The sequence below is a fragment of the Larkinella terrae genome, from assembly GCF_009668025.1.
GTDB lineage: Bacteria > Bacteroidota > Bacteroidia > Cytophagales > Spirosomataceae > Larkinella > Larkinella terrae.
This window is the reverse complement of record NZ_WJXZ01000014.1, coordinates 513369-531819: the sequence shown is the minus strand read 5'-3', so window position 1 is coordinate 531819 and position 18451 is coordinate 513369. Positions and strand designations below refer to the sequence as shown.

9 protein-coding genes are annotated in these 18451 nt (G+C 53.2%); all 9 read left to right on the top strand.

The genetic code is table 11. The annotated features are described in order from the left end of the window. The first annotated feature begins 8 nt into the window (after nucleotides 1-8). Entirely contained in the window at nucleotides 9-1502 is a 1494-nt protein-coding gene (locus GJJ30_RS24035; RefSeq protein ID WP_154177734.1) for a RagB/SusD family nutrient uptake outer membrane protein, read from the top strand. Nucleotides 1503-1657: 155 nt separating this feature from the next. Then, nucleotides 1658-4018, top strand: a complete 2361-nt coding sequence (locus GJJ30_RS24030) for a DUF1549 domain-containing protein (RefSeq protein WP_310588376.1) — start codon at nucleotides 1658-1660, stop codon at nucleotides 4016-4018. A gap of 19 nt (nucleotides 4019-4037) precedes the next feature. Continuing rightward, nucleotides 4038-5471: a DUF1501 domain-containing protein gene (locus tag GJJ30_RS24025; protein ID WP_154177733.1), complete on the top strand. Its 1434-nt coding sequence runs from the start codon at nucleotides 4038-4040 to the stop codon at nucleotides 5469-5471. A 336-nt stretch (nucleotides 5472-5807) separates the two neighbouring features. Continuing rightward, a complete protein-coding gene (locus GJJ30_RS24020) occupies nucleotides 5808-8999 on the top strand; it encodes a SusC/RagA family TonB-linked outer membrane protein (RefSeq protein WP_229313385.1) in 3192 nt (1063 codons plus the stop codon). 39 nt (nucleotides 9000-9038) lie between these two features. After that, nucleotides 9039-10544, top strand: coding sequence for a RagB/SusD family nutrient uptake outer membrane protein (locus GJJ30_RS24015; RefSeq protein ID WP_154177732.1), 1506 nt, complete (start codon nucleotides 9039-9041; stop codon nucleotides 10542-10544). Nucleotides 10545-10650: 106 nt separating this feature from the next. Beyond that, complete coding sequence (locus GJJ30_RS24010) at nucleotides 10651-13602, top strand: glycosyl hydrolase (RefSeq protein WP_154177731.1); 2952 nt, start codon at nucleotides 10651-10653, stop codon at nucleotides 13600-13602. 85 nt (nucleotides 13603-13687) lie between these two features. Beyond that, nucleotides 13688-16381: a c-type cytochrome gene (locus tag GJJ30_RS24005; protein ID WP_154177730.1), complete on the top strand. Its 2694-nt coding sequence runs from the start codon at nucleotides 13688-13690 to the stop codon at nucleotides 16379-16381. 86 nt (nucleotides 16382-16467) lie between these two features. Next, nucleotides 16468-17262 carry a 3-keto-disaccharide hydrolase gene (locus GJJ30_RS24000; protein WP_154177729.1) on the top strand — a complete coding sequence of 265 codons (795 nt, stop codon included), beginning with the start codon at nucleotides 16468-16470 and terminating at the stop codon, nucleotides 17260-17262. Between the two features lie 115 nt (nucleotides 17263-17377). Next, entirely contained in the window at nucleotides 17378-18439 is a 1062-nt protein-coding gene (locus GJJ30_RS23995; RefSeq protein WP_154177728.1) for an aldose 1-epimerase family protein, read from the top strand. Nucleotides 18440-18451: the final 12 nt, after the last annotated feature.

Sequence of the window (18451 nt, the reverse complement as noted above, 5' to 3'; positions counted from 1 at the left end):
AATCAGACATGAAAAAAATAACCGCAATAGGTACGCTGCTTTTTTGTCTTGCCCAATTTTCGTGCAAAGATGATATGCTGGTGACGACCGACCCGACCCGGATCGGCTCCGACCTCTTTTACAAAACGGAAACCCAGTTGTTGCAGGCTTTGAACGGCGTATATGGTCAATTACAGACCATTACGACTTCGGCTTACATCTTTCAGGAATTTCCGTCGGACAACACCACCCTCGACTTCAACCCGCTCGACCGCGGGGGCGCAGCCGGTTGGGAAGCCTTCGAATTTTCAACTGTCAACCAGGGGAACGGGGAAATTTCCAACGTCTGGAACCAGTATTATTCCATGATGTACAACATCAACTACACCCTTGAAAAAATGGCGGGGAGTTCGGTCGATGCGGCTGTCAAAGGCCCGATCGAAGGGCAGTTGAAGTTTATCAGAGCGTATTCGTATTTTAATCTGGTGCAGTATTTCGGCGATGTCGTGCTGGTAACCAAAACGCTGGATAAACCGGATGCGGCTTTTGACCTGACGCGGTCTCCCCAAACCGAAGTCTGGGCGCAGGTGGAGAAAGACCTGAAAGAAGCCGTGGCGTTGTTGCCCGCTACTTATCCGTCGGGTCAGGCCGGACGGGTCACGAAAGGGGCAGCCTTGAGCTTACTGGGCAAAACGTACCTGACACAAAAGAAATACGCTGACGCCGTCACGACGCTGAAACAGGTTACTGGTTACACGCTGAATCCGCTGTATGCCGACAACTTCAATCCGGCTAAAAAGAACGGTCCCGAATCCATCTTTGAAATTCAGTTTCAGGGTGGAAATGACCTCGGTGAGTGGAGCACGTTTGCCTATACCTTTGCGCCCCGGTTGTCGGCCGGAGCCGTTACCGGTTTTGCCAACACGACACCGGGCGGGCGGAACATCCCAACCAACGACATGATTGCGGCCTATGAGCCGGGTGATCTGCGCAAGGATGTTTCCCTGAAAACCAGCTATACGCTGAATGGAACGGTGGTTAACATCCCGTACATCATCAAGTTTACGTATCCGCATACCATTACCGGTCGGACGGACAACAACTGGCCGGTGCTGCGGTATGCCGATGTGTTGCTGATGCTGGCGGAGTCGATCAACGAAGCCACCGGCCCTTCGGCCGAAGTGTTTGACTACCTGAATCAGGTTCGGAAACGGGCGGGTCTGGCGGCTGTAGCCGGTCTGGATAAAGCGGCCCTCCGGGATGCGATCATGAAAGAACGCCGGGTTGAGCTGGCCTTCGAAAACCACCGCTGGTTTGATTTGCGGAGAACCAAAACGCCCGCCGAGTTATCGGCTTTCATGAGTGCGTACGGCGCCAAGGAAAAGGCCAAACCAACGGTCGACCGGGGTGGCATTGCCTTCAACGCGCTGGATTATGTGTACACGGACAACGAATATTACCTCCCGATTCCGGCCCCACAAATCCTGATCAGCAGTAAATTAACCCAAAACCCGGGCTACTAAAACCGGTTTTGGTTCGTTTAAAAATAAAGAGTAGTTTACGGTAGACGGTTTTTGGTTTACGGTGGGCTGGCGCAGAGACAAAATGCGTCCGCTACCGTAAACCGAAGACCGCAAACCGTAAATCTGTTTCACCTCAATACAACCCAACTTAACCAGTGACCGTTTTAACAGAATCTTTTTGGCTTTGGCAGTTTCTGGGTCGTCTGCATCCGCTGATCGTCCACTTTCCGGTTGGTCTGCTTTGTGTGGCACTGCTGCTGGAAATCATTGGCTGGTCCCGGAAATCGAACGATATGCGGGCCGGCATTACCGCACTGGTCTGGATCGGCGCCATCAGCTCGGTGATTGCTGCAGCCTTCGGACTTATTTTGATCAACCAGGAAGAATACGGCGGCCAAACCGTAACCGTCCACCAGTGGTCGGGGCTTGCGACCATGACCCTCGCCCTGATTACGGTTTTTGCGCTGCGTTCCGGGCGTCAGGCGTTGTATCGGACGCTGCTCTTTCTGACGGTTTTTGGCGTAACCATTGCCGGTCATTACGGCGCGCTACTGACGCACGGCGAAGATTACCTGACCAGCGTTTTGCCCTTCGGGAATGAAAAAGAGGCCCCCACGGCCCCGAATCCCAACCTTGCCTTCATCAGCAATACAAATCAACCCCTGAATCCCAAGCAGATTGAGGACCTGAACCTGGAAGTCCGGTCCATTCTGGCGCATAACTGTTACAGTTGCCACAGCGCCACCAAAACCAAGGGCGAATTGCGGCTGGACAAGAAAGAATTGCTTTTCAAAGGGGGTGAAAACGGCCCGATTCTGAAAGTTGGTCACCCCGAAGACAGTGACATGATCCGGCGGGTCAAACTTCCGGCGGGTCACGACGACGCCATGCCGACCAAAGGCAAACGGCTCACCGAGAAAGAAATCGCCGTGCTCGAATTCTGGATCAAGCAAGGAGCGCCCTGGCCCAGCGGTGCCGAAAAAAGCATTTACCGCGTTGCCGCCCTGGAACCGCGCCTGCCCGCAATTCCGGCCGCAACCGGTGACCTGACCAACCCGATCGACCGGTTTGTCAATGTGTATTTTCAGAAGAATAAAATTGCCTGGAAAACCGTCGTTGACGATCACACGTACCTTCGGCGCGTTTACCTGGACGTGGTGGGCCTGTTGCCGACGCCCGAACAAATTCAGGCTTTTACGGCGGATACGCGCCCCAACAAGCGCGAAATTCTCGTGACCGAACTGCTCAACCGGAACCAGGACTACGCTCAGCACTGGCTCACCTTCTGGAACGATGCCTTGCGTAACGATTATTCCGGAACCGGTTACATTACCAAAGGCCGGTTCGACATTACGAAGTGGCTCTATGCCTCGCTGAAAAACAATAAACCGTACAACCAGTTTGTGCGGGAACTGGTCAGTCCGTCCGAAGAATCGTCCGGATTTATCAAAGGCATCAAATGGCGCGGAACGATCAACTCGAGCCAGAGCACCGAAATGCAGGCCGCTCAGAACGTGGCGCAGGTGCTGCTGGGGCTGAACCTGAAGTGCGCTTCGTGCCACGACAGCTTCATCAGCGACTGGAAACTGGCCGATTCGTACGCCTTCGCCAACATCTTTTCCGACACCACCCTGGAAATTCACCGCTGCGACAAACCGACCGGCAAAATGGCCGGACGCAAGATTCTGTTCAAGGAACTGGGCACGATCAACGGCGAAGCTCCGACGCCCGAACGGCTTCGGCAACTGGCCGAATTTATGGTTCAGCCGAAAGATGGCCGTCTTTACCGCACACTGGTGAACCGGATCTGGGCGCAACTGATGGGCCGCGGCCTCGTCGAACCCGTCGATATGATGGATAATGAGCCCTGGAGTCAGGATCTGCTCGACTGGCTGGCCTCTGATTTTACAACCAACGGCTACGACATCAAGCGATTAATGGCTTCCATTCTGACGTCGAAAACGTATCAGTTGCCGTCGATCAGCGTGAAAGACCCGGCCCTGCTCACGGCGCCGACCTATGTTTTTGAAGGCATGGTGCGCCGACGGCTTTCCGCCGAACAGTTTGCCGATGCCGTCAGCATCGTTTTCAACCCGGTTTACGGCGACACTTCCCTGGCGACTAAATTGCTGCCCGAGACCATCAAGCAGGAAATTCCGTTCCCGCGCGCATCGCTGGTGAAAAACGATCCGTTCCTGACGGCGCTGGGTCGCCCGAACCGCGAAACCGTCAGCACCAGCCGGACTTCGCAGGCCAACCTCCTGCAGGCGCTCGAGCTGACCAACGGGGCCAAATTCAATACGGCGTTAAAAAATGGTGCGATTCTCTGGAAAGCCAAATATCCGTCGTCGGAGCTGATTGTGAAAGAGTTGTACCGAAAAGCACTAGGCCGCGAACCGCAACCCAAAGAACTGGCCGTGGCCGAGAAAATTGTCGGTAAAAGTCCCAGCGTGGAAGGTATCCAGGATCTGGTGTGGGCGATTAGCTTACACCCTGAATTTCAACTGATTAATTAACAGGAAAGACCATACAACCATGAAAACCAATTGGAACAGACGGGAGTTTTTGCAAAAAGCCAGCGCAGCCACAATGGCGGCTTTAGCGGCCGGTGCTCCCATGGCCAGTCTCCTGTCAGGCTGTAAAACCAAGAAAATTGGTCAGACCAACGGAACCGCCGATACGGTTATTCTGCTATGGATGGCCGGTGGCATGGCCCATACCGAAACCTTCGACCCCAAACGCTATACGCCATTCGAAACGGGAATGGAAGGAAACCGGGTTCTGAGTACGTTCAAACCGGTTCCGACGGTTCTGGACGGCATTAACTTTTCGGAAGGTCTCCAGTCGATCGGAAAAGTGATGGACAAAGGCACACTCATCCGGTCGTACGTTTCGGCCGATCTGGGCTTTATTCTGCACTCGAGGCACCAGTACCACTGGCACACTTGCTATGAACCGCCCCAAACCGTTGCCGCTCCGCACATTGGCTCCTGGATTGCCAAGGAATTGGGGCCCAAAAATCCGGTTATTCCGGCTTTCATCGACATCGGCCAGCGGTTTACGGTGGGCGAAGCCGAGGAGTTGAAAGCGTTCCACACGGCCGGTTTTCTGGGCAACGAGTTCGGGCCATTCTTCATTCCCGACCCCAGCCAGGGCCTGGAAAGCGTTCGCCCGCCGGTGGGCATGAACGCGAGCCGGTTTGAACGACGCAATCAGCTTTACAACGATCTGGTCAGCAACAGCCCGATTGGTGAATTCGGCAGCGACTACCAGAAAGAATCCCTGAAACGCTCAATGGAACAGGCGTACATGCTCCTGAATTCGCCCGAAGCGAAAGTTTTTGACCTGAGCACCGAGCCGAAAGAGAGTTACGACATCTACAATACCGGCAAATTTGGTCTGGGTTGTCTGCTGGCGCGCCGACTGACGGAACAGGGCGCCCGATTTATCAGCGTCACCACCGAATACGAACCGTTCAAGGGTTTTGATACGCACGAAAATGGCCACACGCGGATGGTGGATATGAAAAAACTGATCGACGGCCCGGTGGCGCAACTCGTTGCGGATCTGGACAAAACCGGTCACCTGGACCGGACAATGATCATTCTGGCCAGCGAATTCAGCCGTGACATGATGGTGGAAGGCCGGCCCGGTGAGAAAGTGAAAGAGCAAGTGAACCAGCCGGATATTCTCTCCGATATGAAATTTTACGGAATGCACCGCCATTTTACCGACGGAGCTTCGGTCCTGATGTTCGGTGGCGGCATCAAACGTGGGTTTGTGTACGGAAAAACCGCCGACGAACGCCCCTGCAAATCCATCGAAAATCCGGTCAAAATCGACGCCATTCACCAGACTATTTACCACGCGCTGGGCATCGCTCCCGACACCCAGTACGAAATCGAAAAACGCCCCTTCTACACCACGCCCGACGGCAAAGGCAAAGCCGTTATGGACTTATTATCCTAAAAAAACGTTTTTTTTTGCTAAAACAGCAGAGTAAAGGATAGTCGTTGCCATACATCTTCGTAAATTGAATTAATTTGATAATTACTTGCAGTTTGCTCATGCATTTAATTGAATAATACTGCAATCCCTGGCCGGTTTGTCCATTCCTAAAAGCACCACCTTAACATCGTAAGTAGAACCTAACCAACGTCTCTCATGCTCTGATTAAAACCTGTTAGAAAAGACTCCGGGATGTCAGAATCATTCCAGTCTCACCTCCACTGACAGAACTGAAAGAAATTGTCCTCTCTCTACGGTGGAGACTCCATTTTTCTAAAACCATTTACCTTCTCGATTATGAAAAGATGCATTACTCCATTGGGTGATCCCCGATTTTATGTAAAACAGATGCTGGTGCCGTGTCTGTTAGTGAGTTTAGTAACCAGCACCGTTTGGGCAAATACCGACGGTGATGGCAATAAAAACAAATCAACAACCCATACAGCCGCCGTTGTAGCCGATGTCAACGGAACGGTAACCGACGAAGCCGGAGTGGGTCTGCCCGGTGTAAACGTCGTCGTGAAAGGCTCCAGCCAGGGAACCACCACCGATGCGCAGGGTAAATTCAGAATTTCAGTAACCAGTGAAAGGGCGGTTTTGGTTTTCAGTTCCGTTGGTTACCTGAAACAGGAAATTACCGTTGGCACGCAAACCAACCTGACCATCAAAATGAAACCCGACGACCAGACGCTGTCGGAAGTTGTCGTCGTGGGTTACGGTAGCCAGTTGAAAAAAGAAGTGACGGGGGCCGTTCAAACCGTATCGGCCAAAGAACTGAAAGACATTCCGGTTTCGCAGGTGACCCAGAAATTGCAGGGCCGTCTGGCGGGGGTTCAGATCAACCAGACTACGGGTAAACCCGGTCAGGGGATGTCGGTCCGGATTCGGGGCCAGTTGTCGGTTTCGGCCGGTAGCGATCCGCTGTATGTCGTCGACGGTTTTCCGATTACCGGTAGCATCGGTGCCATCAACCCCGATGAAATTGAAGAAATTACGGTATTGAAAGATGCCTCTTCGACTTCACTGTACGGTTCGCGGGCGGCCAACGGCGTGGTGCTTGTAACGACCAAACGCGGAAAAGCCGGTCAGACCAGCGTGAGCTTTAACGCGTATTACGGTATGCAGCAGGTTCCGGAAAAAGGCCGGGTTAAAATGCTGAACGCCGTTGAATTTGCGCAGTTCAAGAAAGAATACTACGAAGATCAGGGCCAGGCGGTTCCGGTCGAATTCCAGAATCCGTCGCAATATGAAGGCAAGAACAACGACTGGTACGGTGCCCTGTTGCGGAAAGCTCCCATTCAAAGCTACAACCTGAGTATTTCATCGAACACGGAAAAATCCAGAACGTCGATCGTCGGTGGGGTATTCAACCAGGAAGGGGTGGTTTTGAACACCAAATACAACCGGTATTCCCTCCGGATGAATACGGATTATGATATCTCCGAAAAAGTGCGGGTGGGCTTCAACGTGGCTCCCCAGTACGTTTTCGATAACACGCCCCGGACCGATGGTGATCGCGGAACCGGTATTCTGTTCAACGCGCTGCACACCTGGCCGGTGATGCCGATTTACGATGCCAACGGCGAACTGACCAAATACAACCAGTTTCCGGGCAGCACGGGTAACATCTTTGCCTATCCGAACTGGGTACGGGCCGCGAATGAACTGGTCAACGAAACCAAACAGACCAAGATCCTGAGCAATGCCTATATTCAATATAGCCCAATCAAGGGTCTGAACCTGAAATCGACGATCAACGTCGAGTTTGAAAACAACAAGTTTTTCTTCTTCAACCCGTCGACGGCCACGAGCGCGATCAACGTTCCGATTCCGACAACCGCCGTTTCAATCCGTCAGAGCCTGGAAAACGTGGGTTGGCTGAACGAAAACACGGCCACTTACTCGCGGTCTTTCGGCGAACACAACTTTGAACTGCTGGGCGGTTTCACCAATCAGCGGTATCGTCAGGAATTCTCCCGGATTCAGGCCGACACCTACGCCGACGACCGGCTGCCAACCATTCAGGGCGCATTGAACATCAACCGGGGTGGTACGACCAATGGCGTAAACGAATGGACACTGACGTCGTATCTATCGCGTTTGTCGTATAACTACAAAGGAAAATACCTGCTGACCGCGGCCATCCGGACGGACGGTTCGTCGCGGTTCGGTTCGGCCAACCGCTGGGGTACGTTCCCATCGGTATCAGCCGGTTGGGTTATTTCGGATGAAGATTTTGTTAAAAGCATCTCACAGGTATCTTTTGCCAAACTGCGGGCCAGCTACGGGGTAATCGGTAACAACAACATCGGTAACTACACGCAGTATGCACTGGTGAACAACACCGTCAACTCGGTTTTTGGTAGTAACGTGGCAACGGGGGCTGCCGTAACCTCCCTGGCAAACAACAACCTGGGCTGGGAAACGACCAAACAGCTGGACTTAGGTTTAGACCTGGGTATTCTCAACGACCGGATTCAGTTTACGTATGATTACTATTCGAAACGGACTACCAACCTGTTGTACGCCGTGCAGATTCCGCAGGAAGCCGGTTTTGGTAACTTCAACGATAACATCGGTGAGATTAAATTCTGGGGCCACGAATTCGCTCTGACAACCCGCAACACGGAAGGCAAACTGAAATGGACGACCAACGCCAACATTTCCTTCAACCGGAACAAGGTGGTTTCGCTGGCTCCGGGCATCGACCGCGTATACGGTACGTTCCACATTACGCAGGTTGGTCAGCCATTCGGTCAGTTCTACGGTCTGATCAAAGAAGGTTATTACCAGAATGCGGAAGAGCTGAAAAACTCACCGATCATTCCGGGTCGTTCGGCCATCGGCACGATCAAGATGAAAGATGTGAACGGCGATGGTGTGATTACGTACGGTGGTGACGCCGACGACCGGACGATCATTGGAACTCCGTTCCCGAAATTCCTCTACGGGATTACCAACACCCTGACGTACGGCAACTGGGATTTCTCCGTCGTAGGCTCGGGTTCATACGGCAACCAGCTTTGGGTTCGCCACCTCTACAGCACGGCTAACCTCGATGCGGTTTTCAACATGGTAGCTGGTGTGAAAGATCGCTTCCGGGTGCAGAATAACGCAGCGGGCGTTGCTACGACCGTCATCACGCCGGGTACTGGCATGTTCGGCGCGACCAACAACGGTGGTAACTTTACCGGTATCGAGCGTGACTGGAACAGTACGCAATTCCTGGCCGATGCCTCGTTTTTCACGATCAAAAACATCACGCTGGGCTACAACATCGGCGCGATCAATAAATTCTTTAAATCGGCTCGTCTGTACGCTTCCATCCAACAGGTGTATGTATTCACGAAATACACCGGTGGACCGAATCCGGAAACCAGTGCACAGGGTGATGGAAATGGTGACGGTGGGAACCTGAGCCAGGGGGTTGACTTCTCCAGCTACCCGGTTCCGCGTACGTACACGCTGGGCATCAATCTGAATTTCTAAGTCAGGCCGATTTTTAAACTCATTTAATTCTGATCAGGAATGAAAACAAAATATATCGCAGCCGGGCTTATGGCTTTTGTCTTAAGCAGTTGCAAAGATTTCTTAGTTGTTGTACCCGAAACCGCTTTGAGTTCGGCCACTTTTTTCTCCAAAGAAGCTGACTTTCAGCAGGCCGTCAATGCGGCCTATGCACCGCTTCGGCAGATGTTTAACGAACGGGCGTGGGTTCTGGAGGAGATGCACTCCGATAATACCTACTATGGTCGGAACACCCTGTATGGTGCCGTTGATGCCACGGAAAACGTAGCCGATTTTGCGGTTCCAACGGCCAACGGTGTAACGGCCAATGATAACGTATTGGTGCAGTATCGCCTTAATTACCAGATCATTGCCCGGGCTAATCAAATCCTGACAACGATCGATCCGATCAATTTTGCCGCCGATTCAAAGAACAATTTGAAAGGACAGGCGCAGTTTCTGCGGGCCTTTGCCTATTTTGATCTGATTCGCCTGTTTGGTAAAGTTCCCCTGCACTTAACGCCGGTCACCAGCCGCGAAGATGCCGCTTCACCGCTGGCAACGGCCGATCAGGTGTACGCGCAGATTGAAAAAGATGCGACGGAAGCCAGTAAATCGCTGCTGAACAAGGCAAAACAGGAAGCAGGTCGCGCCACTTCGGGGGCGGCTAAAACGCTGCTGGCAAACCTGTACATCACCCAGAAAAAATGGGCTCAGGCGGAAACCGTGCTGAAGGACGTTGTGGCTAACGACGGTTATATGTTGATGCCCGATTACAACAACGCCTTTTCGTTCACGGCTACCAACAAGAACAACCAGGAGTCGGTTTTTGAGATTCAGTATATGGAAGGATCAGCGGGCTACAACGGTAACCAGATGTACCGCTTCATGCCTTCGCCGATCACCGCGGCTGAGTTGCAACCGTTTACCGGAACCTCGAATGCGCAGCCTACTTCGCAGGAGAGTAACAACATTCCGACGCCGGATCTGATTGCCGCCTACGAAGCCGGTGACAAACGGAAGGATATTTCGATTGGTTACGTAACGCTGAGTCAGAGTCTGCGGGACAACAAGGTGTATCCGTACATCAAAAAATACGTTCGGCCGCACTCGCTGCATAACAACACGGGCCAGAACTGGCCGGTTTATCGCTATGCGGAAGTGCTGCTGTTCCTGGCTGAAGCGTTGAACGAGCAGGGAAAAACCGCTGATGCCGCGACCTACCTGAATCAGGTACGGGCCCGGGCCGGTTTGGCCGCTACAACGGCTACGTCGCAGGCTACGATGCGGGAAGCCATCTTCAAGGAAAGACGCGTTGAGCTGGCCTTTGAAAACAAACGCTGGTTCGATTTGACCCGCACGGGACGCGTGAAGGAAATCATCGGTGCGTACGGTGCCAAAGTGAAGGCCAATCCGCTGGATTATTACTTCCCGAAAGGAGCCGTTCCGCCACCAAACGCCTTTACGGTTCTGGACGACTACTATGGTTTGCCCGCCGTTGAAGCCGCTTTGACGCCCAATTTTTAATGGTCTTACCCCGACCGGTTTTTCCGAAAACCGGTCGGGTTTTTACTCTTTTTATTCGCTTTACGTATCGCTGGTCAATACGATTTTTAGTTGCTCACCTGGCTTTATGAAAAAAAGTACGTTAATCATTGGGTTGGTCAGTCTGGCCGGTTTAGCCTGCGGGCCGGAACCGAAAACGTCGTCTGAGTCCAAAGAATGGTTTCCGTATTTTGACTTCGACGCATCAACCTTTCAAAAAGCGCCCCGGGCATTTGGCCCGTTTACCCGCTGGTGGCTGCCCGGCAACGACATCACGAGCGAAGAACTCCAGCGCGAAATTAAAACACTGGCCGACAACGGTTTCGCCGGTGTCGAAGTACAGCCCCTCACGATGGGCACCAATCCAAACGCTCCCAAAGCGCAGGTCGATCGGGTCAATAGCTGGGATACCCCCTCTTTTTACGAACACCTGCGGGCGATCATGCAGCAGGCGCAGCAGTCGGAGGTCGTCGTGGACATGAACGGCGGAAGCGGCTGGCCGCTGGGTGGTGCTTTTTTTGATCCGAAAGAAAGCATGAAAACACTCGCCATCACCGACACCAGTCTGGCGGGCGGTCAAACGTTTTCGGGCGAACTGCCCCGACCGCAGGAAGCCCACGGCAAACCGACGGGCATGCTGGCGATGATGCTGCAAAAGAATCCCGTGAAACCGGAATGGGCCAGTCTGAAAAGTGTGATTGCTGCCCGCGAAACCGGTAAAAGTGACAATCAAGCCGTTCTGGATCCGAAATCCCTTGTGGACCTGACCGACAAAGTTTCGGGCGGGAAACTCAACTGGCAGGCTCCGACCGGTGGAAACTGGCGCATCGTTGCCGCCTGGTCGATTCCGACCGGCGAAAAACCGTCGCTCATTGCTTCATCAAAAACCAACTACGTCATTGATCACCTCGATCCGGTCGTGGTCGACAAAACCTACGATTACCTGTTGGGCGACCGAACCGGTTTGCCCGCTTATTACGGAAAACCGCTGCGGGCGGTTTTCAACGACAGCTACGAATTTCATACCGACCGGATTATTTCGCCGGATTTTCTGAAGGTGTTCAGGGAGAAAAACGGCTACGACATTGCGCCGTACCTGGGGGCGGTTTTCCAGAAAGGCTACAACCACCCGACCTACCTGGCAAGTATGTACAAAGGCGCGAAACCGCCGTTCACCTTCAATATCACGGAAGGCTGGCGGTTGATGCACGACTACGACCTTGCCGTCAACGAGGTTTTCAAAACCAATTTCATCAAAGCGAGCGATGGCTGGATGCAAAAACGCGGCATGCTCCACCGCACGCAGGCCTACGGTTTTCCGATCGATGTGATCGGGGCCGCCGGAGCCGCCGACATTCCGGAAGCCGAGCAACTGTTTGCTGAAGGTTCGGAAGGTTATCTGAAACTGGTGACATCGGGCGCGCACCTGTACAACAAACCGGTCATCACGCAGGAGTCGTTCGTCTCCATTTTCCGGGCCGAAATGACCACGCCCCAGAAAATCAAAGTCTGGGCCGATAAGTCGTTTGCCTGCGGAATCAACCAATTGATTTACCACGGAACGCCCTATAAATACAATCCCGGCGAATACGGCAAAGAGGGCTGGAACACCTGGTCGTCGCCCTTTAATGCGTTCGTCAATTTTTCGACGGGAATGAACGAGTCCGACCCGTTCTGGAAAGACATCAAAACCGTCAACCAGTATCTGGCGCGTTGTCAGTACGCCCTCCGGTCTGGAAAACCGCAGACCGATGTGCTGATTTACATGCCCTTCAACGATTTTTCGGAAGACCAGCTCGCCCTGAATCCGAACGAAATTCTGTATCGCGGTTATTTTGAAGGCGTTGAACCGAAGGAGGTTGGCGCGTTCGGTACGTTTGAAGCGCCCAAAACCCCTCTCAATACCTGGTATAAAGAATTGTGGAAAACCGTCAATGCGCTGGAAGCGAACGGCATTTCCTGGGAGTTTGTCAACGACGAATCTTTGCAGAAAGCAACGTTCGCGAACGGGAAACTCACGGTTAACGAAAGCCAGTATCAGGGCCTTATTCTGGCCAACCTGCCCTACATTGACCTAGCCAGCGCGAAACACGTCAATGCGCTGAGCAAACAGGGCTTACCGATCTGGGCCGTCGGGAAACTACCCCAGAAACAGCCTTCGTTCCTGGATTACGCAGCCAATGATCAGCAGACGGCGCAGTTGATGAACGAAGTCGGGCAGCAGAAAACGACCAAAACCGGGTTCGACGAAACCGCCGTCGCCAGCATTCGCCAGTCGATCCGGTTTGCCAAACCGGTGGATTTTTCGCGTCAGATTACCCGGCTGATGCAGGACGGCAGCCAGCTCAAATTCATCTGGAATAAAACCGATCAGTGGCAAACGATAGCACTGAATCTGGACGGAATGTTTACGTCGGGTTACTGGCTCAACCCCGAAAACGGCAAGATTGAAACCGCAACCGGCAAGGCCATCAGCTATGAATTACCCCCGTACGGTTCGGTGATGTTGTATGCATCAGTCAAAACGCCAATTGCGGCCGCGTTGGTCTCGGCACCGGACCCCACGCTGACCAGCAAAACCAGCGAATTGCTGAAGCTCAGTACCTGGAACATTACGGTTGGCGACGTCAGCCTGAAAAACAGTCAGCTTCTGGATTGGCGTTTGAACGATCAACTGAAATACAAGTCCGACGAAAGCGTTTATACGGCAACCTTCAACGTAAAAACCGTTGACCCGGCCATTCAGTACGTTGTGGATTTGGGGAAGGTGTTTTTTACGGCAAATGTAACCGTCAACAATCAATCAGTAGGAAAAAGACTCTTTGCACCTTATCAACTTGATGTTACCAAATTCCTAAAACCGGGTGAAAATAACCTGACAGTACAGGTCACGACATCCCGCCGGAATGGCTTTATTGGCGAAGCCGTCAAGGGAAATAACAAGTATGCGCAGTTCAAAGGGAAAGAAAACACTTTACTACCGGCGGGATTAGCCGGGCCGGTGCGGATTCTGGGCGTTAGCCGGAACAGTCAACAATAACGAATATAATTTAAAAACCGGCTTGTTACCGGTGGTATTCAGTCGATTAGTAACAGTACATTATTAAACCTTTATCTACTTCATTATGCTTTCACGCTTTAACACAGCCAAACTCGTACTAGCTGTTTCAGCACTTGTTCTGGTCGGGGCCTCCTGGGTCACGATGCAGGGCTCGGGAACAGACAAGAACGCAGCCGACGACCCCAAAGTCGGCAAGCTCAAACTCCAGCCCGGTTTTAAGGCGGAACATTTGTACAGTCCTTCCGAGGATGGAAAAGGTTCGTGGGTTTCGATGACCTTCGACAACAAGGGCCGGATGATTACGTCGGATCAATACGGTTTTTTATACCGGCTGGAATTGCCCCCGCTGGGTTCGTCGGCCAAGCCAAAGGTTGAAAAGCTGAGTATTAAAGGCGATACGTCGCGGGTTGGCATGGGCTACGCGCAGGGCTTGCTGTACGCGTTCAACAGTCTGTACGTCATGGTGAACCACCGCAGCGACCAGGCGTTCAAAAAAGGCAGCGGTTTGTACCGTTTGCAGGACACCGATAACGACGATCAGTTTGATAAAATCACGCTGCTTCGCGAGCTGCAGGGCGAAGGCGAACACGGGCCGCACAGCCTGGTTTTGTCGCCCGACAAGCAATCGATCTACTTCATGTGCGGTAACTTCACCGACATTCCGAAAATGGATGCGTATCGGTTGCCGCCCGTCTGGAAAGAAGACAACCTGTTCCCGCAAATCAAAGACCCACGCGGCCACGCGGCTGATCGGATGGCGCCGGGCGGCTGGCTGGCGAAAGTCGATCCGGATGGTAAAAAATGGGAATTTATCGCCGGTGGTTTCCGGAATACCTTCGATTTTGCGTTCAACGATGCGGGTGACATCTTCGGTTATGATTCCGATATGGAGTGGGATTTCGGTCTGCCCTGGTACAAACCAACCCGTATCTGCCACATCACGAGTGGTGCAGAATTCGGCTGGCGGACGGCGGCAACCAACTGGTCGCCCACTTTCGCCGATTGTTTACCGGCCGTGCTGAACATGGGTCAGGGCTCGCCAACCGGTGTTTTTGCCGGTCGCGGAGGTCGTTTCCCGGCCAAATACCAGAAGGCGGTTTTTGCGTTCGACTGGAGTTTCGGGATCATGTACGCCGTTCACCTGACTCCCAAAGGGGCTTCTTATTCGGCCACGGGTGAAGAATTTATCTCCGGTTCTCCCCTGCCGCTGACCGACGGAATGATTGGTCCGGACGGGGCTATTTACTTCCTGGCGGGTGGACGTCGGCTGGAATCGGATTTGTATCGCGTGACCTATACCGGCTCCGAATCGACGGCTGCTGCTAATCAGGCTCCTGCCCCAACGCCGGAGGCCAAGCTGAGAACCAGCCTGGAGCAATACCAGTTTGGTCCCGCAGCCGGTGCGGTTGCTGCCGCCTGGCCGCACCTGAACCACCCCGACCGGTTTGTTCGCTATGCCGCCCGCGTTGCTATCGAACACCAGCCGGTTGCCGAGTGGCAGGCAAAAGCGCTGGCCGAAACCGATCCGGTTCGCTCGACTTACGCCATCATTGCCCTGACGCATCAGGGAGACGCTTCGCTGAAAAGCCAGATGTTCAATTCGCTGCTGAAAATCAAGCTGGAACCGCTGACCGAACAACAGCAACTGGACGTTTTGCGGGCGATGGAACTGGTGATTACCCGCACGGGGATGCCGGATGACGCCGACAAAGCGAAATTGATTGCCTATCTGAACCCGAATTATCCGGCCAAAACGCCGAATCTGAACCGCGCTTACAGCAAACTGCTGATTACGCTGGAAGCACCGGGCGTGGTTGGTAAAACCCTGACGCTGCTGGCCCGCAACAACGAAGACGTTGGTCCGACGGGCGGACAAACCGTAACGGCTTCCAGCGACCTGATTCTGCGTAACCCGCAATACGGTCTGGACATTGCGAAAATGCTGGAAAAATTGCCGCCAGCGCAACAGACCTATTACGCCACGATGTTGAGCAGCGCCAAAACCGGCTGGACCACCGAGCAACGGAACACCTATTTCAAATGGTTTGACAAAGCTTTCGGGTATCAGGGCGGTCGCAGTTACATCGGTTTTATCGACAAAGCCCGGAAACTGGCCCTCGCGCACGTACCGAAAGATCAGTTTGAGCAATACAACAAACTTTCCGGCGCGGATAAATTAACCGGTTCCGGAAACGACCTGGCGGGTGATTTTTCGCCCAAAGGACCAGGTCGTCGCTGGACCCTCGAAAACGCCGTAGCAGCCGCCGGGACGGAACTGTCGGGTCGGAATTTCGATCAGGGCAAGAAAATCTACAATGCGGTGCTGTGCAGCCGTTGCCACGCCATTCAGGGTTCAGGCGGTGACATCGGCCCGGATCTGACGCAGCTCGGCTCCCGATTCACGACGAAGGACATGCTGGAGGCCATTATCGATCCGAACAAAACCGTATCCGATCAGTACGCGTCCACGATCTTCTACCTGAAAAACGGACAGTCGGTGCTGGGCCGGTTGCTGTCGGAAGACAAGGTGAATTACACCATTTCGCAGAACCCGTTCGCGCCCGATCAGACCCGGAAAATTCCGAAGAAAGACGTTACTTCCACCAAGTACTCGTCGGAATCCGTGATGTTACCCGGTTTGATCAACGCCCTGAACCCGGAAGAACTGAAAGACCTGCTGGCGTACCTGAAAGCGGGTGGCAATCCGCAAAACGACGTGTACAAAGGCGGTAGCGGAGCGGCAAAAGGCGATAAGTAATTGACCAAAACCGTCATTCATGCTCGAAATGTGAATGACGGTTTTTCGTTTTTGTAAAAATTCCAGCGTACAAAATTGACAATACGATGTTGAAAAAAAGAGTTCTGAAGTTTCTACCGACGGGATTGGTACTGGCCGCCATCCTGACAGGCGGTCTGGCAACAACTTCCGTTGCGCAGGGTAAAAAAAATAAGAAGGACAAAGGATTTGTATCGATATTCAACGGCAAAAACCTGGATGGCTGGGATGCCGACCCGACGTACTGGCGGGCCGAAAACGGGGTTCTGATAGGTGAAATTACCCCGACAACGCTCCTCAAAACCAATAATTTTATCATCTGGAAAGGCGGTCAACCGGCGGATTTCGAGCTGAAAGGCGAATTTAATATTACCGAAAGCGGTAACTCCGGTATCAATTACCGCAGCGAACAACTAACCGACATTCCTTTCGCGCTCCGGGGCTACCAGGCCGACATTGACGGGGCAAACCGGTATACGGGTCAGAATTACGAAGAACGGAAACGGACCACATTAGCGTACCGGGGTCAGAAAACGACGATTGCACCGTTCACCGGACCCGCCACGCCGGAAGGAATCCGAGCCAATGTGAGCAAGAATGCCTGGAATGGCCTGAAGGTAACCGGTTCATTGGGTAGTTCCGACTCGTTAAAGACTTTAATTAAGACAGCGGATTGGAACACGTTTCATCTCATCGTGAAAGGCAACCATTTGCAACACTACATCAATGGCGTTCTCATGAGCGATGTAACCGACGAAGATACCGTCAACGGAGCCGCCAAAGGGATGCTGGGCGTTCAGGTACACGTCGGCCCGCCGATGAAGGTGCAATACCGGAACCTGATGCTGAAGGAGATAAAATAATATTGCCGTATTCGGTTTACGGTTTTCAGTTTACGGTAGCTGACGCATTCTTATTTAATATCGAATGCATTAGAGACCGTAAACCAAAAACCGAAAACCGTAAACCAACTCAGATTTGACACGACAAAACTGGCATAGCAAACTTTCTCATCCGGCGCAGTGGGGCGGAATTGAAACCGCCGTGCTGGACAACGGCGCCGGTCGCGGTACCCGGATTGCCTGGATCAATACCGGTACCGGATTACGTTACAAAGTGGTGATCGACCGGGCGATGGATATCGCCGATGCGTTTTATAATCAACACGGTTTGGCCTGGCTGAGCCATTCCGGCATTACAACCCCGCAGCCGTTTTCGGATAAGGGAATCGACTGGCTGCGGACGTTCAACGGCGGTTTGCTGGTCACCTGTGGCCTCACGCACGTGGGCGGGCCGGAGTCGGACGCCTACGGCGAGCGCGGTTTGCACGGCGAAATCAGCAACATTCCGGCCGAAATCGAATCCATCATCCAGCCCGATCCGGCCATCGGCAAGATGGACATGAGCATTACCGGGATTATCCGCCAGACGCGGGTTTTCGGTCCAAGTCTGGAATTACGCCGGACGATTTCCGGCACGCTCGGGCAGCCGACCATCCGGATTCACGACGAGGTGATCAACCGGGCCAACACGCCCGCTCCGCACATGCTGCTGTACCACTTCAATTTCGGCTGGCCGCTGGTCGACGAAGGCACCGATTTGATCTGGAAAGGCCCCTGGCAACCCCGGCATCCCGATCAGCAGAATTTCATTTTTGTGGAAGGGAATAACTTCCGGAAATGCCCGGCTCCGCTGGAAAGCCACAGCGGTTTTGGGGAAGAAGTCGCTATTATCGACGCCACTCCGGACGACAGCGGAACCTGTACGGCCGGTTTGTACAATGCCCAACTCGGTTTTGCGCTGGCGATGCGGTTTCAGAAATCGCAGCTTCCGTGGCTGACCAACTGGCAACACTGGGGCGCGGGCGAATACGTAACGGGAATCGAACCCGGCACCCACCCGCCGATGGGCCAGGCCAAAGCCCGGGAACGGAACGAGTTGATTTTCCTGGCGCCGGGCGAAAGCCGCAGCTATGATGTGGAACTTGAAATCCTGAATACCTCCGATAAAATCGAACATTTTTTAAATTTGGCTGACTAAAAACAACGAGAA

What these genes read in the sequence shown, in the direction of transcription:
- GJJ30_RS24025 (WP_154177733.1), top strand. Translation starts at nt 4,038, where the DNA reads ATGAAAACCAATTGGAACAGACGGGAGTTTTTGCAAAAAGCCAGCGCA.
- GJJ30_RS24020 (WP_229313385.1), top strand. Translation starts at nt 5,808, where the DNA reads ATGAAAAGATGCATTACTCCATTGGGTGATCCCCGATTTTATGTAAAA.
- GJJ30_RS24000 (WP_154177729.1), top strand. Translation starts at nt 16,468, where the DNA reads ATGTTGAAAAAAAGAGTTCTGAAGTTTCTACCGACGGGATTGGTACTG.
- GJJ30_RS24015 (WP_154177732.1), top strand. Translation starts at nt 9,039, where the DNA reads ATGAAAACAAAATATATCGCAGCCGGGCTTATGGCTTTTGTCTTAAGC.
- GJJ30_RS24010 (WP_154177731.1), top strand. Translation starts at nt 10,651, where the DNA reads ATGAAAAAAAGTACGTTAATCATTGGGTTGGTCAGTCTGGCCGGTTTA.
- GJJ30_RS24005 (WP_154177730.1), top strand. Translation starts at nt 13,688, where the DNA reads ATGCTTTCACGCTTTAACACAGCCAAACTCGTACTAGCTGTTTCAGCA.
- GJJ30_RS24035 (WP_154177734.1), top strand. Translation starts at nt 9, where the DNA reads ATGAAAAAAATAACCGCAATAGGTACGCTGCTTTTTTGTCTTGCCCAA.